We start from the raw sequence: 23,931 nt of genomic DNA, 5'->3' as shown, positions 1-23,931 counted from the left end.
TTTGCAACCCGCCCCGACAGGGGGCAGAACCAGAACAGACTCTCCTTATAAACGAGGGCAAACAGGGGAGCAGGTCAAAGGCATTGCGCGAGATTGGTTCAAGCATCTGGTCTCACTTCGCTCACGCGCAAGCGAACATGTTCAGCGCCACACGACATGCTATGCCGATGCACGCGCCTGCCAAGGCAGGGATGCAAACACTCCCCAAACGCTTGCTCGACGACAGGAAGATGGCGACACCCGGCAATATCCAGTGGATGTAGCAGAAAGGCCGCGCTGGACTGGATGGATGACGGCGCAATAGGCGCGACCTTCGCCGTTTCATGCACGATGCCAACCAGGGCCGTACTGCCAGCGAAACAACGTTGAACGGCCTCGCTATACCGAGGCAGCGGCACTGCTCTACACCGTATAATCAAGGCTTACGCGAGCGACATCGTCCCGTCAGGAAAAGCGTGAGTTAATTTCCGTAGGTCAAATTTCAATCAAACATCCGACGAGCCAAGGAGATTGACGAATCGAACCACCGATTGCAGCAGTTACGGTGCCGATTAAGAATCCTGGGCAAACCTAAGAAAATCGTCAAGCGCGCTAGGGTCTTTCATGGAATCTGGATTAGCCGTTTCTTCTAGTGATGCTCCTTCTAGAATCTTGCGAACAGGAATCTCCATTTTCTTGCCAGTCAGGGTATAAGGAATGCTGGCAACGACTCGGATCGAATCCGGCACGTGCCGGGGGCTACAGTTCGTGCGCAGGGTGGCTGCGATTTTGGCATCAAGCCCCTCACTATGTGTAACGCCGGACGTCAGCACGACAAAGAGCGACATGTAATCTCGGCCTTCTTTGTCCTTATTGCATACAACAATGCTATCTGCGATCTCCGGTAGCGCTTCTATGCATCTGTAAATTTCAGCTGTTCCGATGCGCACACCATGACGATTAAGCGTAGCATCAGATCGTCCATAGATAACGGACGTACCTTTTTTATCGAACTTTACGAAGTCACCATGTCGCCAGACTCCAGGGAAAACGTTGAAGTAGCTATCGAAGTACTTATGTCCATCTGGATCGTTTAGAAAATGAAGTGGCATACATGGTGCCGGGGCCGCGATTACGAGTTCTCCGATTTCATCTACGATTGTGTTACCTTGAGGGTCGAACGCTCTCGCGTCGATCCCGAGAATAGGTGTTGAAATCTCCCCTGCGTAGACGGGTAGGGTAGGAATACTGCCGACAATCGCGCTGCAAATTTCAGTGCCGCCGCAGGGGGCAGACATCCACACGTCTTTCTTCACCGAGTCGTAGACCCACTCAAAATCCTCTGGTTGCGCGGGCGAACCAGTGACCATGATCGCGGTGCTTCAGAACAGCAGAGGCGTTGCAGCGGAACAAAAATCCAACTGCTAGGCGCTGTGACTATTGTCGCCGCCACTCATCCGGCCGTTGCTCCATTTCAGCAGAATCGGTTCACGATTAGCTTCACGCCGCTTTGGCATGACACCGAAGCTTGACCTACATCAACGACAAGAATCCATTCCTCCATCAATGAAACTATAGGATTGCACTTGCTACCGAGAAAAGGACCTTGATGGATTTCAATCACAGCGAGAAAGTCGCGCGCTTGCGGGCGCAACTTGACGATTTCATGCGCTTCCATGTCGAGCCTGCGAATCGGGAATGGCACCATGAGGTTTCCGCCGGACGTTATCCGGTGTCTCTCATCGAGCGGTTGAAATCGCGCGCGTTCATGGAGGGGCTTTGGAATTTGTTTCTTCCCGGCCTCAAGGAGAATGAGCCGGGCCAGCGCCTTACCAATCTCGAATATGCTCCGCTTGCCGAGATCATGGGGCGGATTTATTGGGCACCCGAGGTGTTTAATTGCAGCGCTCCCGATTCTGGAAACATGGAATTGCTACACCTGTTTGCGACCCCGTTGCAGCGTTCCCAGTGGCTCGATCCCTTGCTGATTGGGGAAATCCGTTCCTGTTTTGCGATGAGTGAACCGGATACGGCGTCATCCGATGCCAGGAATATCCGCATGACCATCCAGCGCGACGGCGACAGTTACGTGATCAACGGTCGCAAGTGGTTCATCACAGGCGCGCGTCATCCTAACTGCCGCGTGGCAATTGTGATGGGAGTGACCGGCGAGCATCTACCGCACGGCTCGGTCGACCGGCATTCGATGGTGCTTGTGCCGATGGATACGCCGGGGCTCAAGATCGTGCGTGATATCCCCATCATGCATTACAATTCTCCCGAGGGACATTGCGAACTGGTGTTTCAGAACGTCCGCGTTCCGGTTTCCAATCTGATCGGCGAGGAGGGAAAGGGCTTCAAATTGGCTCAGGAGCGGCTTGGTCCCGGGCGCGTTCATCACTGCATGCGCACGATCGGCCAGTGCGAGGTTGCGCTTGAGCTCATGTGCGAGCGTTCGCTCGAACGAGAGGCATTTGGGCGACGTATCGCCGATTTCGCCAATGTTCAGGACTGGATCGCTGAAACGCGGCTAGAGATCGATCAAGCCCGGCTTCTGGTGTTTAAGGCAGCCCATAAGATGGATCGCGAGGGCAATGCAGCGGCGCGTGTCGATGTCTCGGCAATCAAGATCGTTGCGGCCCGGCTTCAGACACGAGTCGTCGACAGAGCCATGCAGGTGTTCGGCGCGATGGGGTTGACGCCGGACACGCCATTATCTTATTTGTGGACATGGGGGCGGGCTCTGCGTTTTCTCGATGGGCCCGATGAAGTTCATTTGCGTGTTGTTTCCCGAGCGGAACTGGCAAAAGCCAAAGCCAACAGCGGTAAAAGTGCTCCCTATTTTGTGCCGCCTATCGGCTTTGAAGCAGGATGAGCGCGACGGCGGGTTCGATTTGGATCTCTTGCCGTATGGATGCAGCCACGGGCAAAGTACGCCCCCTAGCTCGCCCCCAACTCTTTGATATCACACGATCTGGATTTCGGGTCTCCGCAGGCAGATGGACATCTGCGAGCAAAGTACGTCCCATGAATTGAGACGCATGACCAAGGGATTGCAATATGAGCCGATTGGTTGTCCCGGTCACCGCGGCAGGTGATGTCGAAGTCGCATTGCGGATGGAAACCGCAAGGCCACTGCCAGATCATCCGCTCAAGAGCGAAAACGGCGACCGTGATGCTCAGCCAATATATCGAAGGTGAGGGGATGGCTCAAAATGGTCTTTCGACTTCAAAGCGCGATTTGACCCGCACCTTCGACGTTGAAAGACCGATCTTTGGGATGGCCTCCGAACACCAAATGTCGTTTGATCACGGTGTCGTTAGTCGGAGCTGTCCCTGTCGCAAACCCTATCCGGCTGGCAGTTGCGCCGAAATACGAGCGACCGAACCTGTCTGATTTTTCCTGCCATGCTGAAGAGCGCGTGAGACATAAAATCGGTAACGAATACTGTTCTTAACGGTGAAGCTCGGACCCATGCGGTTGCCACGGTCATCACGCAGCTTACCAGCCAGAAGGACTCCACCGCTTGATCGTCTGGTTTGGGTGGTTACGCGGTTCTCGGCGAGAAGCGCCTGCACCTGATCGAAGGTTTGCTGGTTGAGAATTGGCTTGTGCTCGGCCGGATACCATTTGCCGGCATGATGCACCTCGCCCAGGTACACGCGGTTTTTCAGGACATGGGCGAGGGGACCATAGGTGAAGGGGATGCCGCCGCGATATTTGGACACCTTCGCCGCCTCGGTTAGCAGCATCTCGAACTTTGCTTGACCAATCCGACAAGGAATTCATAGGCGATAATCAGTGCGCAGCGCGCGCAGGCCCACGAGAGCCGGAGCTGCATGGCCAGGCGCAGAAAAAAGGGGCCGAACCCTGCAGGCAGTTGGCAGCACAGCTCCACGCTTCGAAGCCAGTTCAGAATGAACAGCATGCGCTAGATTTGCCCCAGATCGCGCAGGGCCAAGGTCAGGCCATTCTGGCGTCGATAGCTTTGCACTACATGATGTATGTCGTTATGCAAAGATCAGTACTAACTAGCGATTGTCTTCGCGTAGACGGTCCGGAGCTCGCCCAATGCTGAGTACGCCGGACGCGGTGCACCGAGGTGCAGGTAACGTAGTTCATCCATTAGGGCATTCCAAAACAACGGGCCGCCCTTTTCCAGCAACTCCGCGCGCAGAGACGCCTCCTTGCTCGGATGCGTATGCCGAAGGCCCCAAGCGGCCAGATGTGCGATCAGAGGCACAAGCTGTATGGCCGCTTCCGTGAGGCTATAGACTCCTTTCTGCTTATGATGCGGATCCGAAGCTCGTGTCAGCAGGCCAGATGCGGTCAAGTGCTTTAGCCGACTTGCGAGGATGTTCGAGGCTATACCTTCCTCATTTTGCTCCAGCAGGGCGCCATAGCTGCGCCTGTTCTCGAACGTCACATCGCGGATAACGATCAAGCTCCAGCGGTCGCCGATTTGCTCAAGCGTCAGGTTGATCGGGCAGCCCGACCGACTTGTTTGCGCCATAGCTTTTCTCCTCAAAATTCCACTTGCGTTCTGCAAGCGGCCAGAGTATTGGTCAACTGCTTGCATATTGCAAGTGGTATAGAGGAGCTTGCGGATCGACAGAGCAATCGAACATGCGTGCGGCTTTTCATCACGGGTCACGGCGGCAATTCGGTAATGCGGGTGCCCGGAACGGTGGGAACAACGGCATGGCACGATGAGCTGGAGTTCCGTCAAAGATCATGACGTACCCACCACATACAATGGTTAGAAAACACTATGAAGCGCTCCACCATAACTTCGCTTACCGTGCTCGCGGTATCGTTAGTATTCGCCGACGCCTTCGTTGCTGTCGCTCCGGCCAGAGCTGATGCGCCGATGCAGCACCGGCAAGTTCCGGGCTTCTAGTCACCGCTCTCTATGACGGCGGCGGCGGTATTGACTCCAACCTCCTGCATGGCGATCCAGCGCTCATCCAGTCCCTGCTAGCGCGCTCCTTCCAAAATGATCCCAAGAATGTCTCGGCCACCGTCCAGGGCTACCTCATCAACACCGGCTCCAAGCTCGTTCTCATCGATACTGGTGCAGGCGGCCACTGGGGCGGCCCCACGCTGGGTAAGCTCGTGCAGAACTTGAAGGCCTCCGGCTACAAGCCGGAGCAGGTTGACCTGGTGCTGCTGACCCATCTTCACGCTGACCATGTTGGCGGAATCTACAAAAACGGGAAACGCGTCTTCCCGAACGCGACCGTGATGATGAAGAAGGCCGATGCCGACTTCTGGCTGTCGAAGGAAATCGCCGGCAAGGCCCCGGAAGACGCAAAGATCTTCTTCAAGGTGGCACAGGATGCCGCCGCGCCTTACATCGCTGCAGGCAAGTGGAAGCCGTACGAAGGCATGGACGAAATCGTCCCCGGCATCGCACCGTATGCCATTCCCGGCCATACGCCCGGTCACACCGGCTACATGATTTCCTCAAAGGGTCAGTCGCTGCTGGTCTGGGGCGACGTCACTCACGTCATCGCCGTCCAGATGCCGCACCCGGAAATCGGCATCGTCTTCGACTCAGACGGCGCGATGGCCATCAAAACCCGTGAAGACCTTCTGGTGAAACTCGCTGCGGACAAGACGATGATTGCCGCCGCCCACATGCCGTTCCCTGGCTTGGGCCGTGTTCGCAAGGCCGACACCGGCGCTGGCTACGACTGGGTACCGGCGACCTTCCTCGACCTGAAGTGAGCTAAACCATGACCTATGATTCATCTTCCGTCCGCAAGCTCCGCGATGCGATGTTCGCCTTCAATCTTGCGCATCCCGTACGCACCATCGAGACGCTCCGCGCCGACATGGAGGCAATTTCACAAACAAACCCGCCGGCGGCTGACCTAACCGTCGAGCCGACCGAGCTCGGTGGCGTAGCTGCGGTGGCGATTACGGCTCCCGGCGCGTCCAAAGACCGAGTCATCTACCACTTCCACGGTGGTGGGTGGGTGGCTGGCTCTCCTGCCTCGCATTTAGGCATGCTCGGAGAGCTTTCTCGAGCGGCAAAGTCCCAGGTCATCGTCCTGGACCACTCCAAGGCACCCGAGCACCCATTTCCGGCGTCATACGACGAGTCCATCCGCGGTTACGAAGCAGTGCGTGCGCTTGGCAAGCCGTTCGCCGTGACAGGAGACTCCAGTGGCGGTGGCATGGCTCTCAATGTTCTTGCCTACGCATCCTCGAAGGGCCACAAGGACGCGCGAGCAGCGCTACTAATTAGCCCATGGGCAGACTTAACGCTGACGCTGCCCTCGTTAACGCAGTTGGCTGACCGCGACCCAATGGTCAAAGCGAGCGCGATGCGGGAGATGGTCGAGGCTTACGCTGGCAACCACGATTTGAAGGATCCGCGCATCTCACCCATGTTCGCCGACATGCACGGTTTTCCTCCACTGCTCATCCATGTCGGAAGCGACGAAGTACTTCTCGACGACGCGCTTGAAATTGACCGAAAGGTGCGCGCGGCCGGCGGCGAATCAAAACTTGAGGTCTGGCCGGAGATGCTACACGTCTGGCACATTCAGACAGCATCTTTGCCTCAGGCCCACGACGCGCTGCAGAGAGCCGGCGAGTTTCTCATCGAGCACCTCGAGAAATAGCATGCGCGCGCCTTCAACGAAGGCGTAGACACTAGATAGGAGATTGTAATGACTACTCATACCAACCCGCCGGGATCGGCATGGATGCAAATCGTCAAGAAGAACGGAACGAGCGACTTCGCGGCGTCGTTCACCGCTGACGCGAGGCTTCAGGTCTCCGCCCTCAGCAAGGCCGTGGTCGGCCCGACACTTATCGGAGCGTTCTTCGCCGCGACGAGTAAGATGTATGAACACATCGAGTTCACTGCGGAGACGGTTGACGGTGCGAAGACTTATCTTGAGTGGGACGGCATCTACGCCGGCAAGTCGGTCGCCGGCGCCACGATACTCACTCGGAATGAGTCTGGCCTCATCAACAACATCAAGCTCTTTCAAAGCCCGTTTGACGTCGTTCGTGAATTCTCATCTGGCCTCAAGCAGCGACTCGAAGGAACACTCGGGCAGGACTTCTTTAGTTAAGCCCGGAAAACAGCCAACTTCATCGCCTTCTTTAGCCTGAACAACACATCCGAGAAAACGCTCATGCCAACCTTTCACGCTCATATTCCAGCTCAAAAGTTCTCCAGCGAAGAGAAGAGGGCTCTGGCGGATGCGTTAAATCTAGCTCTTCATGAAGCTATGGGTACGCCTATGGATGACCGTTTCGTGATCATCAGTGAACACAAGGACGATGAACTCTTCATTCATCCGACTTTTCCTGTCATGAAGAGATCCGACAAGCGCATGATCGTAACGGTGACGATCGGTGCGAGCAGGACAGTGGAGCAGAAACGCAAGCTTGCGGAGTTGGTCACCCGATACGCAGTAGAAAAGGTTGGCGTCAGCCAAGACGATGTCAGCCTGATGATGTATGCCATCCCCTTGGAGAATATGAGTTTTGGCGGTGGAAGGCTCGTTTCTGATATCGACCTTTCGATGCCCTGGGTAGACAAGTAGGACGGAAGGCACTGCTCTTTCAGCCGCGAATTGAGGTGAAACGGACGGCTACCAAGCTTCGGTCGACTAACTCGCTTGGCAGCCTCGTATAACGAGGTCCGCGCACGTCACGTTTTATCGCGGAATCAAGTAGCATCCAAACCAATCTAAGACCTCAGTTTCGGTTCGGTTGCTGGTTGATGCCTAGCCAAAAGCCCGCCAATGGCGGGCTTTTTTTAAAACGCGATCGGTTTCTACAGAGCCCGGAATCGAACCGTCACCTTCCCAAATTGGTCAACATTCTCTGACCAACCATTGAAGAATTCCCGTTTTCAAGAGTCGCGCGCAAGAAACCAGAGAATAAAACCATTGCCCGGCTTCCACGCAGTGGTCCTAAGGGAGTGAGATCATTTTCCGACGAGCTTGCATCGGGATGTTTCGAGCGATTGGAAAGCCTCGTCTCCCGGAATGGTCTCCTTCACGTCATAGTAGTCCCACTTCCCCTTCATTTTGTCCGGTGACTTGACTTGCACAAGATAAAGGTCATGCACCATTCGTCCGTCAGCGCGAATTTTTGCGTTGCGCGCGAACATGTCTTCGAGCGGCATTGATTTGAGTTTCTTCATGACGACGCCTGCATCGTCGCTGCCAGTGGATTGGACGGCTTGCAGATAGTTCGTCACTGCGGAATAGGCACCTGCCTGCACGAAATTGGGCATCTTTCCGAATTTGTCGAAGAAGCGCTTGCTCCACTGGCGTGATCTATCGTCCAGATCCCAATAGAACGGCTCGACCAGGATCATTCCCTGAGCTGCAGCAGCGCCGAGTGCGTTGACTTCAGTAATAGTGCCGACGAGCGGCACGATCGTTTGGGCGGGCGTTATATTGAAGTCTTTCGCAGCTTTAATCGAGTTGAGAAGGTCGGCGCCGGCATTTGCCAGCCCAATGACCTTGGCTTTGGAGCTTTGTGCCTGAAGCAGAAAGGAGGAAAAGTCGGTCGTGCTGATGGGATGATTTACGGTGCCCACGATTTTGCCACCGGATCGCGTGATGGCTCCGGAGGCTTCAGCGACAAGAGACTTTCCGAGCGCATAGTCCACAGCAACAAAGTACCACGTGTCGAGCCCGAGATTCTTGACGATGCGGGCCTGCCCGTTGGCGTAGGAGTATGTATCCCATGTATAGCTGATCGTATTCGGCGAACACTGCTCGTTGGTCAGGCGCGTTGAGCCTGAGCCGGTCACGATGAGCATTTTGTTCTTCGATTCGGCGACGCCTGATACGGCGAGGGCGACGCCGGAATTGATCGTGTCAGTGATGAGATCTACGCCGTTCGTGTCATACCACTGCCTGGCGATTCCGGAGCCGATATCGGGCTTGTTCTGATGATCGGCAGATAAAAGTTCGACGTTGAATGGTGGTTTGTTGGCGGCAACAAAGTCGTCGATCGCCATTTGAGCGGCTGTCACGGCGCCTTGACCAGCAAGGTCGGAGAATACTCCGGTCATGTCAGTGAGAACGCCGATCTTGACCACGCCATCAGAGATGGCGGTTTGCGCATACGTATTGCCATGGCTTGCGCAAAGTGTTGCTGTCGCAAGGACAGCGCTCAGAAATGCTCTCATGTAGTATCCTCCCTGGATATTTGTGATCGGAGCCCTGGCGACACGATTTGTCGTCTTATCTGGTCCCCTGATTATGTCGATTGGAACTATTCCGCGGCTTGGCCGTGCGGATGATTGCGCTGCAGGTGCCGTTTCGCCCATGTCGCCATCGCGCCCATCGTCGCTTGCGTCTCCGGAAGGAAAGGAAAGATGGTGTAGACGTGGACTGAATCTTCAACGAGCCGTAGTGTGACATCGACACCGGCACTTTTGGCTTGCTCGGCCATCCGGGTTGTATCGTCGAGCAGGACTTCGCCTTGGCTCGCAGTCAGGAACAGGGGGGGCAGTCCTTTCAGATCACCGAACAAGGGTGACACAAGAGGATCGGTTGGCTCGTGTCCCTGGAAATAGGACGCTCCCATGAAGGTTAGCAGGTCCCGGTTGGCTGCGGGATCATCTCCGTTGAACGCACGAACGCTTGGACCGGACAGGGTTAGATCGGTAAATGGCGCAACGGAAAGAATGCCAGCTGGCAACGGGTCGCCCGCAGTCTTGAGAGCGAGGGCCAGCGCAATCGCTAACCCACCTCCCGAAGATTCACCGGACAGAAGAATGGACGACGAAAGAATTCCGCGCGAAATTAGCGCGCGATACGCACAGATCGCATCGTCGATCGCCGCAGGATAGGGATGTTCCGGAGCGAGGCGGTATTCAACCGAGTAGCAGGTGCCATCGACCGCGTTTGCAAGCCGAGCAGCATATTCAATAGAACCCTTGGCGGAACCGATCAGATAGCCGCCGCCATGGAAATGCAGAACGACATTTCTTCCCTTTGATCCCTGTCCGGACACGCGCCACGCCTTTACGTCACCGAGTTCCAGTTCCTCGGTTTCGATATTGTCCGGAGCGGGAAAGTTCGTGGTCAAAAAGCGTTCATATGCGTCGCGGAGACCGTCATGTCCTCTCGCCACGTCCTCCGGCTGGAATGCGTATTTCCACATGTTAAACGCGCGCTGGCTCTCCGGACGCTGTAATTGCTTTCCTTCTCGCAAGCCGGTGACGTTGAGCACTTCTCCGGGAGGGCCTTCCACGGATTTAACAACATCGTAATCCCAAGCCAGGCCCCAACTGGTCTCGGCCATCGGGTCGATGCGCGCCATACCTTTCCAGCGGCCGTTGCGGTTGATCACGCGCTGCTGCTCGGTTTCATGCATCAGCTTTACGACGGCTCTTGCGCCCGCCTGAATGCGGGTCGTACGTGGCAACCGGCGGTGCTGATATTCGAGAAGTGCGCCGGGCACGTCATTTTGTTTCCGCGACAGGACGCGGGCGAGTGTCCAGGCATCTTCAATGCTCTGGCCCGCCCCGGCTGCAAGGAAAGGGACCATCGGGTGGGCTGCGTCTCCAAGCAGCGTGATCCGCCCCGAGGTCCAGTTATCGATTGGATCGCGGTAGTACATGCCGGTAATAAAGGCCGATCTGCATTTTTCAAGCATTGCGCGCGCTCGCGGTTCGGCATCCTCAAACGAACTCAGCATCTCGCTGATATCGCCATCCTCGGCCCACGACTCGCGATGCACTTCGCTCGCCGGCACCGATGCGAGAATGCTGTAGAGGTTCTTCGGTCGCACCCAATAGGTGATAAGAGTCCGGCCAGGACCGAACCAGTAGTTGCCTCGCTCTTCAAGGCCAAGGCCTTCGATATCCGCAGCGGGAATGAGCGACCGCCACATCAAAATGTTGGCAAAGTGCTTTTCCTCCTGGCCGCGCAACTGCTGACGCACAACCGAATGAATACCGTCACAGCCGATGACAGCGTCGGCGTGCAGGAACTCGCCGGACTGAAGACGAACTTCAACTTTATCAGCCGATTGGGAAATGCCATCGCAGCGCGCACCAAACCTCACGATTTCGCGCGGCAGCGCGTCGTACAGGATCTGAACGAGATCGGCGCGATGAATGTTGTACATGGGCGCGCCATAGCGCGACGCGGCCTCGTCGCCCAATGGGGCCTGATAGAGCATTTTGCCGGTGCGCAGGTCGCGATAGTCGTAAGATAAAGGCTTAACGCCCACATTTCGGATCGCGGTCTCAACCCCGATCTCCCGCAAGACGATGGCGGCGTTGCTGGCGATCTGAATGCCAGCACCGATTTCCGTCATGACCTCTGCTTGCTCCAGAACTGTCACGTCTATACCGTGATGCCGCAACGCTATCGCTGCTGTTAGTCCGCCAATGCCACCGCCAATAACAAGAACATGCATCTCCGATCCTCCCAACTTCCTTATTAAGCTATTTCACTTAATTTGAATGAGAGCCTCCTCCATGTCAAGTAAGCCTCGCGCGGCTTCCCGCGCGCCATCCTTGCAAACGAAAAATCAGATTAAAGAGGCTGCGCAGATGCTCTTTGCGCGGCACGGGGTGGAGGGTGTAACAGTCCAGCAGATTGTTGCCGCCGCGGGACAGCGAAATAACGCTGCTCTGCATTATCATTTTGGGTCTAAAGAGGAATTGATCCGCCAGCTTATTGTTGATGGTGCGGAGGTGCTCGAAGAACGCCGTCAAAATATGCTTCAGGCAATGGCAGCCCGGGGAGGGCCTGCGAGTATTCGAGAAGTCGTACTGATCCTTGTCATGCCTGTTGTGGAACTTGCTGATGATCCGCGGTGGCGTGGTTACATCCGCTTTACATCCAATCTGCAGGCGTCAGATCGTGAGACTTTACGGGCAGCGCTCAACAACAAATGGAATGCTGGCTATGTGGCTTGTTTCGCTCACTTGAAGCGAATGATTCCGCTGTCAGCGGAGCTGGTCGAGCAGCGCCTGACGGTCTTTGCGATTTACGCGAACGCTATTCTTTCTGCGCGGGAAGAGGCACTCGAAAAGCTGCGTTCCAGGAAAAACCGCCTGTGGGACAAGCGCTATACGATCGAAAATATCCTCGATACGTTGGAGGCGACATTAGTTTGCGCACCATCCGCGCAAACTATGTCGATGATGAATGGTTGATGGGGGCCTAGTTCTTTTTTTCACCGAGGGGCACAATCTCACTAGGGCGGGCTCTTATCCACGCCCGTTCGAAGTCTTACCAAGATCTGCCGTGCAATTGATGCCAGCGTATCGCAATTCTTTTTGACCTAAACAGCGACCACTAGAGAAGCAGGCAGGGGACTCGTTGTGCTCGCTTCTCGGCGTGTGCGTCGCGCGAGTTAAGAATTCGGCAGGTCTCGCCGGTAAACACGGCTTGGCAAGTAGAGAGTTGGCAGCGTCGTCCAAGTTGAACAACTCACGCAGTTGTCAATATTGGGGTCGTAACGCTCACGCTTGAAAAAAAATCTTGCAATAAGTGACGTCGATTCTAGAAACTGGAACGCTCCGATAGGCCACCTACGATAAAATCGGTTAGTTCCTCGGCCAGCTTTGAGAAATTACGAAAGCTCGCGCGCCCGTTGGATATTTCTTCCATGAAAGTATCGTCATCGAGATTAGCAAGCGTGAGAACGATCGCGTTGATCATGAACGCATAGCGCCAATAAAACTTCGGGCGGCTGACATCAGGACAGGCCTGCGCAAACGACTCAATAAATCTGGCTGCCATCGGAGCAAAGTGACGATCCAGAACCAGCTTGGTCATCTCTGTAGGCTCCAGGCGATGCTGCAGAATGATTTTTGCCAGAAGCTTGCTATCAGTTCGGTCTTGAAAGTATGGGACCAAGAACGCGCTTATTATCTCTCGCATCTTTGGTCTGGCCCTACTGGACTTCGCACGCTCCAGGATGGTGTCGAGCGCAACAATGCGTTCTGAATTGATCCGTTGTGAAAGGCGTTCGAGAACGGCCTGCGTCAAGCCGGCCTTGGATCCAAAATAATAGTTGATGCTGGCTAGATTTGCGTCCGCCTCAGCTGCGATCTCACGCACGGAGACATTCAAACCGCTTTTTGCGAACAAAGATTCCGCAGTATCCAGAATGCGGGTTCTTGAATCCTCGCCCTTTTTTGAGTTTCTCGCGACCATTAAATTCTCGACCCTGCCGGATGAACAGAACTAAGCCATTTCATTAAGAGAAGCCAGTTCGCCGGGAAAAGCTCGCTGGGAAATCGTTGAAATCCACTTCACCGGGTCTTGACGTCAGAGAGAGTTATTCTAAAATAGAACGCCGTATGAAACTACGTTTTATTGCTCGGAAGTTATAATTAGGAATAATTCCAGCTCGTTGCTGGAACAAGGCAAACACGCGGAGCGGCTGAATGATCATTGAAGATCCCTATTTTTATGAGCCCTTGAAAGGCCACGGTCTTCCCCATGATCCTTTTACCGGGATCATTGGGCCTCGCCCGATCGGCTGGATATCGTCGATGGATAAAGCCGGGCACCTCAATCTGGCGCCCTACAGTTTCTTCAATGGTTTCCAGTACAATCCTCACATTCTCGGTTTTTCCAGCACCAGCTGGAAAGATAGCGTCGCGAATGTTCAGGAGACCGGCGAATTTGTATGGAATCTCGCCACGATGGATCTTGCTGAAGCGATGAACGCAACCGCCGCTAGCGTATCGCGCGAGACCAACGAGTTCGAGCTTGCCGGCCTCACGCCAATTCCCAGCCGATCGGTTCGCGTGCCGCGCGTGGGCGAGAGCCGAGCTGCAATGGAGTGCAAGCTAATTGAAATTGTCGCGCTCAAAGATCTGGCTGGAAAAAGTGCCGGAGCGTGGCTTGTCATCGGTCAGGTCGTGGGCGTGCATATCGACCGTTCATTACTAAAGGACGGTATTTACCAAACCGCCGATGCGCGTCCGATCCTTCGTGCTGGGCGTCTCTCTGACTACGCAGTCATCAGCCCAAGCACCATGTTTGAGATGATACGACCTTAGCTGGTTGTCTGGAAGTGATGAGGCCACGCCTCAATCAAAAAGTGACATGGCGTGCTGAGTCCTGACTTGGCGCATCTATCACGATAGAACAGGAGCGAGGTCATGGTGCTGCATTGTAGGAAGCAGGCCGAGTGTTCCAGACAAGTTAACTCGCCAATGAGCGGTGATGTTACTGCTGACAGTAAGGCAGTCGAGCGTGCCAGGACAGTTGAGATCGACGCGCAAAGCTTGTTAACGACAAGTCTCGTTGAGTGGAAGAACTGGGATCTGTTCCGCCTGTTTTTCATCGTAGCTCGCTTGGGAAGCATGAACCGGGCAGCTATCCGATTGAAGCTGAGCCAGCCCACCTTGAGTCGCCGGCTGACTGAGCTTGAACTTGATCTCGGTGCTCCCTTATTCTTCCGGGATACGTCAGGAATAACGCTTACTCAGGAAGGCGAGGCGCTATACCGATCCGCCGGCCATATGATTCATGCCTTTGAAACATTTCAAAAGGAAGTCCGCGAAACCATTGTCAGCCGATCGTCGTTGGTGAAGATCTCTGCCTCAGAGGGATTGACAAAACATTGGTTACTTTCCCGGTTAAAACGACTGCGTGATCAGAACAAGCAACTTCAATTTGAGGTTTACACAACAGCCTCTCATCAAAGCCTGGCCGTCGAGGATCTTGATTTTGTTATCAGGATTGGAGATCCGGTCGATAATGAACTCATAGGAAAAAGGGTCGGTCAGATCAATTTTGGAGTCTACGCATCAAAGGAGTACCTGCAATCCAGAGGGGTGCCTCAATGCATTGCTGACCTAGCCAGTCATTCCTTGATCGGTCTAACGACTGATATTTCCGATCGCCAAAAGACCGGAGAGGGTTCTAGCCTGATAACGCATTTTCTTCATGCCGCAGAGTCAGATTGCGGGATTAGGTTATCGCAAGTCGCCGGTCAGGTTGCCGCGACAAGTATCGGCTTTGGCCTGGCGTTGCTTGCAGTGCCGTTCGCGGAAGCAGAGGGTTTAACAAGGGTCCTGCCCGGTGAAGTTACTTCGCTTGATGTCTGGCTTCTACGGCGGCGGGAGAGCGATCTCCGGAAGCAGACAAATGAAGTAAAGGCGTTTCTCGAACGCGAGTTCATTTTCTCCAGGGCGTGGCTCACCACAGGCGAGAATGAACTCGGTGCGACAAGCCACTGATCGATCCATCTCGTTTATTGCAATTCATGGAGTGCAGACAAATCTCGGCGCCGGCTGCTTATAGGCGGCGCCGGTATTGAGGGACTGGAATTGACCATTCGTGGAGCGGGCTACGGGGAGGAAAGAACCTTGTAAGTCCGCAAATGAACAGGATTAGCATGATTACCGGGATCGTATTCGTTCAAGCCAAGCCGAACCATCGCGATGCTGTTTTAGAGGAGTACAAGGCTGTTGTGCCTGAAGTCCTCAAGGAAAAAGGTTGCCTGGAATACTGTCCGTTAACAGATGGAAACTACGGGCCGCCCCAGTCTTTTTTGGGTGATGATACGTTCGCTATTTTGGAAAAATGGGAAACAAAAGAGGATTTTGAGGCCCACGTGACCTCAAAGCATATGCTGGCGTGCCGATCGAAGATCGTAGGACTTGTGGTTGACCGCACACTCTACTTCCTCTTTCCGGCGTAGTTTCGTTATTGAGCGTCAAAGTGGTGCATCGTTGTATACTGCTCGGCGGGGATGCGCTGAAGCTTTTGGCCAGTACCGAATTCGCGTTGCGCCTGTCATTCAAACGGCGATTCATCGGTGCGATGAGGACCTAATGTGGAAAGGTCTCTAAGCGCCCTTTTCCTTGATTGCACCTGCCCATAGCGAGCCGGGATTGAGCCGGTCCGGATATAGCTGAAGCATGCAATCATATAGCTCATTGGATGAGTGGGTGGTCTGACATAATGCGTCAAACGTCTCGATGTACCGCCTTGTCCTCTCAATATGAGATGGATTGCAATCTGGTTCTAACGGACCATGTCCAGCTACAACAAACTTGGGCTTCAGAGCTTCGATTTTATTCAGGGCTGACAGCCATTGCTTGCGGCCGTTGCTGTCGGATTCACCAAGATAGGGATGCGTTTCGTTGTAAATCGCATCACCCGAAACCACCAGGCCGATCGACGGTATATAAAGTGCTGTTGTATCATCCGTGTCCGTGTGCCCGGTATCTAGGATACGGCATTCGTGTCCTTCCAGCGCAAAGCTTTCGCTATTCATTTTGTCGGCAACTATCAATTCCTCTGCAATTTGACCTGGCCACCGGCGGCGCCAATTCGTCTCCATCATTTCAGGTTGAATCGTTCGGTGCATGGCCTCCACCACATTTGGTCTGGCCAGTATTCTCGCCTCGGGAAATTGATCTTGAAGAATCTTAAGGCCAAAAAAATGATCGGGATGGCCATGAGTGACATAAATCATTGCCAGACGCTTGCCACTGGATTTGATCCAGTCAGCTAGTTCTCGATTATGTTGTTCGCTAAGAAATGTATCTACCAGCAGCGCATCTTTAGTGCCCGTGACCAACGTTACAGCGTTGGTAACCCAGGTGAGCGCTTCCTTGCCGGGCGGAATCCCTTGCGTAGCGCTTTCGCGTTTTTTCACTAAAAGTTTCCACTCAAGTGCAGGTGTTGTTGCGTCAGCGGCCATGTCAGTGAACCCTGTTGATGTCTTATGATGAACAAGAGCGGTTTGGATATTTTCCGGGATGCTTGAAGCATAGACTTTGAAGCTGTAGAATGCCTCACACCTGCTATGATTTGAATTTCGCGGCACTCTCTGTACGAGTCATAATGATCAGGCCCTGCCTGTCATCTAACCAAGAACGCCGCAGAGCAAGCTCTGCGGTGCTTAAAGGTGCCTAAGACCGTTTGATAAGCATAACGACTTTGCCCCTCGCTCGCCCGCTGGCCATTACGTCGTAGGCTTTAGGCAGATCCGGAAGCTCGAATACCTGATTAACAATAGCCCTGATTTTTCCTGCGTCCACGATCCTCGCGATTTCGGCAAGTTGGCCGCCATCGGATCGCGTCAGGGGCCCGTGAAACTCCACTCCGTGCTCGGCCGCTGCCTGGCGGAAAGGCAAGCTATGTTTTGCTGTGTTGGCGGCAGCTTCTGGGGACTGCCCAAATTCAATCCAGGCTCGTTCATCGGAAACACGCCTCAATCCGACATAACGACCGCCTGGTTTGACGCTCTTGATCGAGGGAAGGACCAAATCACCGCATACCCCGTCATAAACAACATCATAAGGGCCGGCTTCCTGGAAACTCTGGGTCGCATAGTCCAGTGCGACATCAGCGCCGAGTGATTTGAGAAAATCCTGATTCCCAGCGCTGGCTGTAGCAGTGACCTTTGCGCCAATATGTTTTGCAAGCTGAATTGCAAACGAGCCGATCCCGCCCGCTCCGGCTTGAATCAAAAGGCTTTCGCCAGACTTCAGATTCGCCCGCTCGTAAAAACTCTGCCAGGTCGTCAGAGCTACGGTTGGAAGACTTGCAGCTTCTGCGTGGTTAGCGGTCTTCGGTTTGTGAGCCAACAGCCGGGCCGGCAACACCACTTTCTCAGCGTATGCACCATAGACGTTGGGGAGACGACCGTAGACTTCATCTCCGCGCTTGAAGTTCGATCCGGCTGGTGCTTCGAGGACGATTCCAGATATATCAAAGCCCATAACCACCGGAAAACCTGGTGGAAGCGCTGGGAAAAGGCCTTGCCGAATGACGACCTCAACCGGGTTTACGCCCGCGGCGTGAACCTCGACAAGAACCTCGTCGTCATTACGAATAGGCTCCGCAACGTCGCCATAGCCTACAACTTCGTTGCCACCAAATCCGGTTATAAATGCTGCCTTCATTTTACCTCTGCGCGCCTTGCGCTCTAGTTGAGTTACAGGAAATCTGCGAATGGATAGTCTTTGGAGTGAGCGTTCGCTGCGTTTGCATTCTCATTTGCGATCATGCTCTTATATTAGGGATGCTATTGTGCGCCTGCGGCGCCGGCTTCCTCGGTCAACAGGTGGTGACTGAACCACTCCCGCGCCTCCTTGCTGACGTGCAGGAAGTGCTCAGAGTACGGCGAGAAATGGTTGCCGGGGATGGTGACCAATTTTTTTGGTTCTCGCGCGCGGCTGAATGCGTCGAGCGCTAGATCCGGTGGTGCCAATTCGTCTTGCAGCGCGACGATCATCAGCAGCGGAGTTGGCGATATCCATTGCGCGAAGACTGCATTGTCGGTTCCAATCCACAAGTCAATGGAGCGGAGGGTTACCTCGTTTCGCCAGTTGGGAGCGATTGCCGCCTGCTTCATGAAATATTCGTATGCAGGCTTCCCTGGCATAATGCACAGATCGGTGGCGACGTCCGACACGGATTTTATCATTGCGGGGGCTTCACCAGAGAATCGCTTCTTCCGATCCTGATTGAGCGTCTCAAGAAAGGCATCCCGCTGGTCGGCGCGGACTCCGCGGATGAACGCTTCAAAGCCGCTGATAGCGGGAATTTGTGAGACAACGCATTTGACCCGTCTATCGTGCGCAGCGACGTTAAGAACGTGACCGCCGGAATAGCTCGTTCCAAATATTCCGATCCGATCGCAATCGATGTCGTTGCGAAGGGACAGATATGTAATCGCGTCCCGATAACCGATGCGTTGAATCATGGGATCCGCCTCCTGCCTTGGCGCGCCCTCAGATTCGCCGAAGTTGGCATTGTCAAACGCTAGTACCGCAAACCCGATCGACGCAAAGTTCTCGGCAAACTTCATAATCGATCCTTCTTTCACGCCAGACATTCCCGGCGCCATGACGATCGCAGGCAGGGAGCGTGACCCTTTCGGCCTGACGATGATGCCGCGCAATGTCACTCCACAGGAAAGAAAAGCCACGGCTTCGTGGTCTAAGCTAACGTTCGCAGCTTCTTTTCGTGGGTCAATCGCGCCCATGTTACTTGCGGCGTTCATTGTTTGTCTCCTTACACAGCCTTGCTGCTGAATGCAGTCTGAAGTGGGATGAGCACTAATGGCTTGTGGAATGAAACTTATTAACCGTTAACAACACCGGCCCAATCCAACAAATATGAAGGATGGTTCTCCTGTTTTGCGACAAGTGCCGGCGCGATGATGGCGCACTGAGCGTGCTAGCGTGGCTCACGGATTGGGCACCAGAATGGATCGAAACGGTTCATGATCAGCATGACCGAAAGCAGATAATAATGGAATGCCGTTGACGCGCGGCCGGGAAATGCTCCCGCCGTCGTTCAAGTGCGAAAAACAATCCAAGGGTAAAACGGGAAACGACAAACAAAGGGAGAGCAGCATGATAGCTGTTGAACGCAATAATGGTTTTTCTTGTGTTTTGAAAACGACAACTCGCCGGATAGCGGTCGTCATTTCGAGTCTTGTCTTGACGGCCGCCTTTAGCGCGTTTGCATCAGCAAAAGACAAGTATTCTCCCGGTGCCAGCGACGTCGAAGTCAAGATCGGCAATACGATGCCATACAGTGGCCCGGCATCAGCTTACGGCGTGGTTGGCCGGACAGCAGCGGCTTACTTCAAGAAAATCAATGAAGAGGGTGGTGTTCGAGGTCGCAAGATCAACTTTATCTCGTATGATGACGCCTATTCGCCGCCGAAAACTGTAGAGCAGGCTCGCAAGCTGGTCGAGAGTGATGAAGTGCTGTTGATCTTCGGATCTCTCGGGACGCCGACGAGTGCCGCTATCCAGAAGTATATGAACGTGAAGAAGGTGCCACAACTGTTCGTCGGCTCGGGGGCGACGAAATGGAATGATCCGCAGAACTTTGGATGGACCATGGGTTGGCAGCCATCTTATCAAAGTGAAGCGCGGATCTATGCACAGTATCTGCTCAAGAATAAGCCGGATGCAAAGATTGCCGTATTTTTCCAGAATGACGACTACGGAAAAGATCTTTTAAAAGGCCTGAAGGATGGGCTCGGCACAAAAGCATCAGCAATGATTATCGCTGAGGAAAGTTATGAAACGTCCGAACCATCGATCGATTCTCACATCGTTAAGCTGAAGGCAACAGGTGCCGATGTCTTTCTGAATTTCACCACACCGAAGTTTGCAGCGCAGGCGATCAAGAAGATTGCTGAGATGGGATGGAAGCCAACGCACATTTTGAGCGCTGTCTCTGCCTCGGTAGGGACTGTCTTGAAGCCAGTGGGATTTGAAGCAGCCCAGGGCATCATTTCGGCGAACTATCTCAAGGATGTTTCGGACCCGCAATGGAAGAACGATCGAGGAATGAATCAGTTTCTGGAATTTATGGCCAAGTATTTCCCTGAAGGCGATACGCTCGATGGCATGGCGGTCGCCGGGTATGGCATTGCCCAGACGATGGTTCGGGTTCTGGAGTTGTGCGGGGATGATCTCACGCGTGAAAATGTCATGAAGCAGGCATCCAGCCTGAACGGCTTTCGCACGGAAGTGTTGCTGCCCGGGATAACGATGAATACGTCCCCGAACGATTATGCTCCACTCAGTTCATTGCAACTTATGACGTTTAGAGGAGCGAGATGGGAGCTGTTTGGCGAGGTCTTTAACAGCGAAGCAAGCAATTAGCAGTTCTCCCATCCCTGCGGCTTTTGCCGCAGGGATGGGAAGGAGAGACCTTTTACCTCACTAGGGGTCTGGCAACCGATCGCGACATTCACAGCAATTACTCCGTTGCCCCTCTAGCCACCGAGCTTAGCCAGATTTAGCGAGGAATTGTTCCGAAGCGGACCGTAACGTCGCGCGCAATCGGTTGGGGTTTTTCATTCGCCAAAGGGGAGCTTAGATAGGTCAGTTAGCTTGACCTACGGAATTCTGCTTCGCCGCGAACCAGAATGATGCTCACTGCGCATCACAATGAGACTCCACAGGTTGGTATTTACATATCTATTAATGGTTGATATATACCAATCGAATCGAAACGGGGAATGACGCAGGATGGCTGAAACTATCGATTTGTCGGTTCTGTGGGAAAACGCATCCGTCGCGGTGCGGTTGGTGCAGATTGCCGCATACAAGGACTTTGAAGAGAACGCGCGGCGATTTGGTCAGGCACCACGTTATTACGGACTGCTGGGGATGATTGAAGCAAATCCCGGTCTGTCTCAGACGCAGCTCGCAGGATATTTGCATCTTGTGCGCGCAAGTATCGTTCCGATCCTTGATAAGTTATCGGCTGACGGTCTTGTTGAGCGCCGTTTGGACCCGAAAGATAAGCGGGTCCGCCGATTGTGGCTGACGCCCAATGGGAGAAAGCTGATGTCGAAGCTTTCCGTAGTAGCCCAACAGCACGAAACAAGAATGTTCGCGGGTTTTTCGAAAGGAGAGAAGCAAGCGCTGCTGCAGCTCTTGAAGCGCGCCAATGCCAATCTTTCCAGAAGTCACGAAGCACTAGAAAGCGTTGCCTAGCCCCTCGCGATGGATACTGAATGGGCGGCTTAATAGGGAAAAGCGACTACCGGCGTGAATTGCCGATCTTCAATCTAAGTAACAGCCGCAAAGGCGAATAAGTAACGGGGAAATGTCATGAGTTTGAAGGGTGCCGGGAACGGCTCGTTGTCTTCATTGACGGTGTATGAGCTTCTGCTCCGCGGAGCTAAAGGCGATCCAAATTCGCCTGCGATTACTTACATTGAGGATGCTGACAAGCTCTCGACGGTCAGGCTGACGCGCGGTCAGTTTATCGCGCGGCTTCACCAGATGATTCATTTTTTTCGCAACCTAGGTATCGAGCGTTCCGACGTCATCAGCATTCTTTCTCCCAACGTTCCGGATGCAATGATCGCATTTTATGCTGCGGAGACAGTTGGAATCGTAAACCCGATCAATTTCCTGCTTCGTCCGGAAGAAGTCGTGGCGATGGTGCAGGCGGTGAAGTCCAAGGTCTTGATAACGATCGGACCAGAGGCGCCCGATCTTTGGAAGGCGGCTGAGTATATTAAGGCTCATGCACCTTTGCTTGAGCATGTTGTGACGATCGGAAGGGCTGCTGGGGAAGCGATCTCGTTTTTGGGAGCGCTTGAGGGGTGTTCAACCGAAGCGCCCTTGGCGAGTGCGTTGCCGGCTGCTGACGATATCGCGGCCTATTTTCACACCGGGGGCACGACGGGTTCCCCAAAAGTCGCGCTGCATACGCATCGGAACCAGGTGTTTTCGGCTGAGGCCCTGGCCAATAGTTGGGAGTTCGATTCCAGTACACGAGCGCTTAACGGTCTTCCGATCTTCCACGTCGCCGGTTCGTTGCTGCTTGGGCTGTCGCCGCTTGGTCGTGGTGGGGAAGTCATTCTACCGACCTATACCGGATTCCGAAATCCGAGGGTCATTGCAAATTACTGGCGCATTATTGACGGACTCAAAGTCACTGTGGGTGGGGGTATCCCGACAACTTTGGTGTCGCTGCTCGACACGCCCGTCGGTGATGCGGACATCAAATCACTGAAGTTTCTAATGACCGGCGGAACGTACATGCCGCCTGCGATCGGAGTAGCTCTCAAAGAGAAGCTGGGGATCGAGACTCGTCAGCTCTACGGCATGACTGAAACGGCGGGGCTGATCGCCGCGTCTCACCATTCCAGCGCGGTTGATCCCAATTCGATTGGAGAAGTAATCGAAGGGGCCGAGGTGCAGGTTCGCGAGTTCGGCAAAGACGGCGATCTTGGGCAAGCGGTGGCAAAGGGAAAAACCGGCGTTCTGGTTACCCGCGGTCCGCATGTTTTCCCTGGTTACCTGTCGATGCCGGTGCAACCATTCACGAAGGATGGCTGGCTGATTACCGGTGACATTGGACTTTGCGGATCGAACGGCCGGATCGTCGTTACCGGGAGAGCCAAAGACGTCATCATCCGTAGTGGGCATAATATTGATCCGGCTATCATCGAAGAGGCAGCCGGGAAACACATTGGCGTCGGAATTGCTGCCGCTGTCGGCATGCCGGATACCTATGCGGGGGAAGTGCCGGTCGTCTACCTGACACTAGCGAGTGGCTCGAACGCTTCGCCCACAGAGCTTATGGCGCATCTCGCCGACAATGTGCCGGAGCCTCCTGCGCGCCCGCGACACATATTCATCATAGACGAGATGCCGACGACAGCAGTTGGCAAGATCGACAAGACGGCTCTGCGGCGTGACGCAACGCGACGGGCCGTCCAGGCGGCATTGGCGCCCTTGCCCTTACTGGAGGGAGAGGAAACCGAAGTTCGGGTCCGTGAGGGTGAGGGAGGCCGGCTCACGGTGACGATCCTGACCTCGCACCATCGCCACGAATTCGAGGCTCAAACAGAAGTCATCAACAAAACCTTGGAGCGGTACGGATTTGCGCACGAGGTAGTCAGCCTCTAGCGGTCGTCTGTCTCAGCCATGTTTGCGATGCGCTCAGGCGCGAAGCAGCGCAGCACCTTGGAAGATAAGAATGTTGAAGCTTTATCATTGCATGGGCTCACGCTCATTTAGAGTCTTGTGGGCGCTTGAGGAAGCGGGGGTGCCTTACGAATTGCTCGTCGTGCCTTTCCCGCCCCGAGCGATGCACAAGGGGTATCACGGCATCAATCCGCTTGGGACGGTTCCGGCTTTCTTTGACGGAGATCGTCTGATGACAGAGTCTGCGGCGATCTGCCAGTACATAGCGGCGCGCTATGCTCCCGAGAAGCTGGCTGTAGCGGTTAACGAGCCCAGCTATTCCGCCTACCTCAACTTCATGCATATGGGCGAGGCGACGCTTACGTTTCCGCAAACGATCTTCTTTCGATACTCGGAACTGGAACCGCCCGAAAAACAGCAGCCGGTGGTCGCAAATGATTATCGCATGTGGTTTGCCTCGCGATTGAAGAATGCGGCTGACCTGCTCCCCTGAATCGCCCCCGATTATAAGTTAGGGTTCTGTTCTCCAATCGAGGAGACGGACGATGCGTAA

General features: G+C 54.3%; 23 protein-coding genes. 14 read left to right on the top strand and 9 right to left on the bottom strand.

Features of this window, described 5'->3' with window-relative positions; genetic code table 11:
- Positions 1-263 (top strand): hypothetical protein (locus AC1Q6J_RS22285; RefSeq protein WP_492281331.1); only part of this gene is annotated, 263 nt, incomplete at its 5' end.
- 288 nt (positions 264-551) lie between these two features.
- On the opposite strand, the gene AC1Q6J_RS22280 is transcribed toward AC1Q6J_RS22285, so the two are convergent.
- Entirely contained in the window at positions 552-1,349 is a 798-nt protein-coding gene (locus AC1Q6J_RS22280) for an AMP-binding enzyme (protein WP_492281330.1), read from the bottom strand.
- A 239-nt stretch (positions 1,350-1,588) separates the two neighbouring features.
- On the opposite strand from AC1Q6J_RS22280, the gene AC1Q6J_RS22275 reads away from it, so the two are divergent.
- Positions 1,589-2,854 carry an acyl-CoA dehydrogenase family protein gene (locus AC1Q6J_RS22275; RefSeq protein ID WP_492281329.1) on the top strand — a complete coding sequence of 422 codons (1,266 nt, stop codon included), beginning with the start codon at positions 1,589-1,591 and terminating at the stop codon, positions 2,852-2,854.
- Positions 2,855-3,327: 473 nt separating this feature from the next.
- Here AC1Q6J_RS22275 and AC1Q6J_RS22270 read toward each other — a convergent pair whose 3' ends face one another.
- Together AC1Q6J_RS22270 and AC1Q6J_RS22265 are read right to left on the bottom strand one after the other, a co-directional pair.
- Positions 3,328-3,732, bottom strand: a complete 405-nt coding sequence (locus tag AC1Q6J_RS22270) for a recombinase family protein (RefSeq protein WP_492281328.1) — start codon at positions 3,730-3,732, stop codon at positions 3,328-3,330.
- Positions 3,733-4,007: 275 nt separating this feature from the next.
- Positions 4,008-4,634: a winged helix-turn-helix transcriptional regulator gene (locus tag AC1Q6J_RS22265; protein WP_492281327.1), complete on the bottom strand. Its 627-nt coding sequence runs from the start codon at positions 4,632-4,634 to the stop codon at positions 4,008-4,010.
- 275 nt (positions 4,635-4,909) lie between these two features.
- Here AC1Q6J_RS22265 and AC1Q6J_RS22260 point away from each other — a divergent pair, with 275 nt between their 5' ends.
- From AC1Q6J_RS22260 to AC1Q6J_RS22245, 4 genes are all read left to right on the top strand, one after another.
- On the top strand, positions 4,910-5,710 hold the full coding sequence (locus AC1Q6J_RS22260; RefSeq protein ID WP_492281333.1) for an MBL fold metallo-hydrolase: 801 nt from the start codon (positions 4,910-4,912) through the stop codon (positions 5,708-5,710).
- 8 nt (positions 5,711-5,718) lie between these two features.
- Complete coding sequence (locus AC1Q6J_RS22255) at positions 5,719-6,612, top strand: alpha/beta hydrolase (RefSeq protein WP_492281326.1); 894 nt, start codon at positions 5,719-5,721, stop codon at positions 6,610-6,612.
- Between the two features lie 48 nt (positions 6,613-6,660).
- Positions 6,661-7,071 (top strand): hypothetical protein, encoded by a 411-nt coding sequence (locus AC1Q6J_RS22250; RefSeq protein ID WP_492281325.1) that lies wholly within the window; start codon positions 6,661-6,663, stop codon positions 7,069-7,071.
- Positions 7,072-7,134: 63 nt separating this feature from the next.
- Positions 7,135-7,548, top strand: coding sequence for a tautomerase family protein (locus AC1Q6J_RS22245; RefSeq protein ID WP_492281324.1), 414 nt, complete (start codon positions 7,135-7,137; stop codon positions 7,546-7,548).
- A 386-nt stretch (positions 7,549-7,934) separates the two neighbouring features.
- Here the strand turns inward: AC1Q6J_RS22245 and AC1Q6J_RS22240 are convergent, their stop codons facing one another.
- Both AC1Q6J_RS22240 and AC1Q6J_RS22235 read right to left on the bottom strand, forming a co-directional pair.
- Positions 7,935-9,152, bottom strand: a complete 1,218-nt coding sequence (locus tag AC1Q6J_RS22240; RefSeq protein ID WP_492281323.1) for an ABC transporter substrate-binding protein — start codon at positions 9,150-9,152, stop codon at positions 7,935-7,937.
- 86 nt (positions 9,153-9,238) lie between these two features.
- Entirely contained in the window at positions 9,239-11,395 is a 2,157-nt protein-coding gene (locus AC1Q6J_RS22235; protein WP_492281322.1) for an alpha/beta hydrolase fold domain-containing protein, read from the bottom strand.
- Positions 11,396-11,456: 61 nt separating this feature from the next.
- Between AC1Q6J_RS22235 and AC1Q6J_RS22230 the strand changes: the two genes are divergently transcribed.
- The gene (locus AC1Q6J_RS22230; protein WP_492281321.1) at positions 11,457-12,140 is read left to right on the top strand and encodes a TetR/AcrR family transcriptional regulator; all 684 of its coding nucleotides are present in this window, start codon (positions 11,457-11,459) and stop codon (positions 12,138-12,140) included.
- Positions 12,141-12,489: 349 nt separating this feature from the next.
- Here the strand turns inward: AC1Q6J_RS22230 and AC1Q6J_RS22225 are convergent, their stop codons facing one another.
- Entirely contained in the window at positions 12,490-13,146 is a 657-nt protein-coding gene (locus tag AC1Q6J_RS22225) for a TetR family transcriptional regulator (RefSeq protein ID WP_492281320.1), read from the bottom strand.
- Between the two features lie 233 nt (positions 13,147-13,379).
- On the opposite strand from AC1Q6J_RS22225, the gene AC1Q6J_RS22220 reads away from it, so the two are divergent.
- From AC1Q6J_RS22220 to AC1Q6J_RS22210, 3 genes are all read left to right on the top strand, one after another.
- A complete protein-coding gene (locus AC1Q6J_RS22220; RefSeq protein ID WP_492281319.1) occupies positions 13,380-14,000 on the top strand; it encodes a flavin reductase family protein in 621 nt (206 codons plus the stop codon).
- Positions 14,001-14,156: 156 nt separating this feature from the next.
- Positions 14,157-15,185: a LysR family transcriptional regulator gene (locus AC1Q6J_RS22215; protein WP_492281318.1), complete on the top strand. Its 1,029-nt coding sequence runs from the start codon at positions 14,157-14,159 to the stop codon at positions 15,183-15,185.
- A 158-nt stretch (positions 15,186-15,343) separates the two neighbouring features.
- On the top strand, positions 15,344-15,649 hold the full coding sequence (locus tag AC1Q6J_RS22210; protein WP_492281317.1) for a putative quinol monooxygenase: 306 nt from the start codon (positions 15,344-15,346) through the stop codon (positions 15,647-15,649).
- Between the two features lie 147 nt (positions 15,650-15,796).
- Here AC1Q6J_RS22210 and AC1Q6J_RS22205 read toward each other — a convergent pair whose 3' ends face one another.
- From AC1Q6J_RS22205 to AC1Q6J_RS22195, 3 genes are all read right to left on the bottom strand, one after another.
- A complete protein-coding gene (locus AC1Q6J_RS22205) occupies positions 15,797-16,657 on the bottom strand; it encodes an MBL fold metallo-hydrolase (RefSeq protein ID WP_492281316.1) in 861 nt (286 codons plus the stop codon).
- A 211-nt stretch (positions 16,658-16,868) separates the two neighbouring features.
- Positions 16,869-17,864 carry an NADP-dependent oxidoreductase gene (locus tag AC1Q6J_RS22200; protein ID WP_492281315.1) on the bottom strand — a complete coding sequence of 332 codons (996 nt, stop codon included), beginning with the start codon at positions 17,862-17,864 and terminating at the stop codon, positions 16,869-16,871.
- 122 nt (positions 17,865-17,986) lie between these two features.
- On the bottom strand, positions 17,987-18,967 hold the full coding sequence (locus AC1Q6J_RS22195) for an alpha/beta hydrolase (protein ID WP_492281314.1): 981 nt from the start codon (positions 18,965-18,967) through the stop codon (positions 17,987-17,989).
- A gap of 355 nt (positions 18,968-19,322) precedes the next feature.
- Here AC1Q6J_RS22195 and AC1Q6J_RS22190 point away from each other — a divergent pair, with 355 nt between their 5' ends.
- From AC1Q6J_RS22190 to AC1Q6J_RS22175, 4 genes are all read left to right on the top strand, one after another.
- Positions 19,323-20,591, top strand: coding sequence for an ABC transporter substrate-binding protein (locus tag AC1Q6J_RS22190; protein WP_492281332.1), 1,269 nt, complete (start codon positions 19,323-19,325; stop codon positions 20,589-20,591).
- Positions 20,592-20,960: 369 nt separating this feature from the next.
- Positions 20,961-21,431, top strand: coding sequence for a MarR family winged helix-turn-helix transcriptional regulator (locus AC1Q6J_RS22185; RefSeq protein WP_492281313.1), 471 nt, complete (start codon positions 20,961-20,963; stop codon positions 21,429-21,431).
- A gap of 117 nt (positions 21,432-21,548) precedes the next feature.
- Positions 21,549-23,360 carry an AMP-binding protein gene (locus AC1Q6J_RS22180; protein ID WP_492281312.1) on the top strand — a complete coding sequence of 604 codons (1,812 nt, stop codon included), beginning with the start codon at positions 21,549-21,551 and terminating at the stop codon, positions 23,358-23,360.
- Between the two features lie 70 nt (positions 23,361-23,430).
- Positions 23,431-23,871: a glutathione S-transferase N-terminal domain-containing protein gene (locus tag AC1Q6J_RS22175; RefSeq protein WP_492281311.1), complete on the top strand. Its 441-nt coding sequence runs from the start codon at positions 23,431-23,433 to the stop codon at positions 23,869-23,871.
- Positions 23,872-23,931: the final 60 nt, after the last annotated feature.

Source organism: Afipia sp. MLSD5-FHT05B12 (assembly GCF_058793355.1).
Note: the sequence above shows the minus strand (reverse complement) of the source record. Positions and strands in the feature narration are given on the sequence as shown.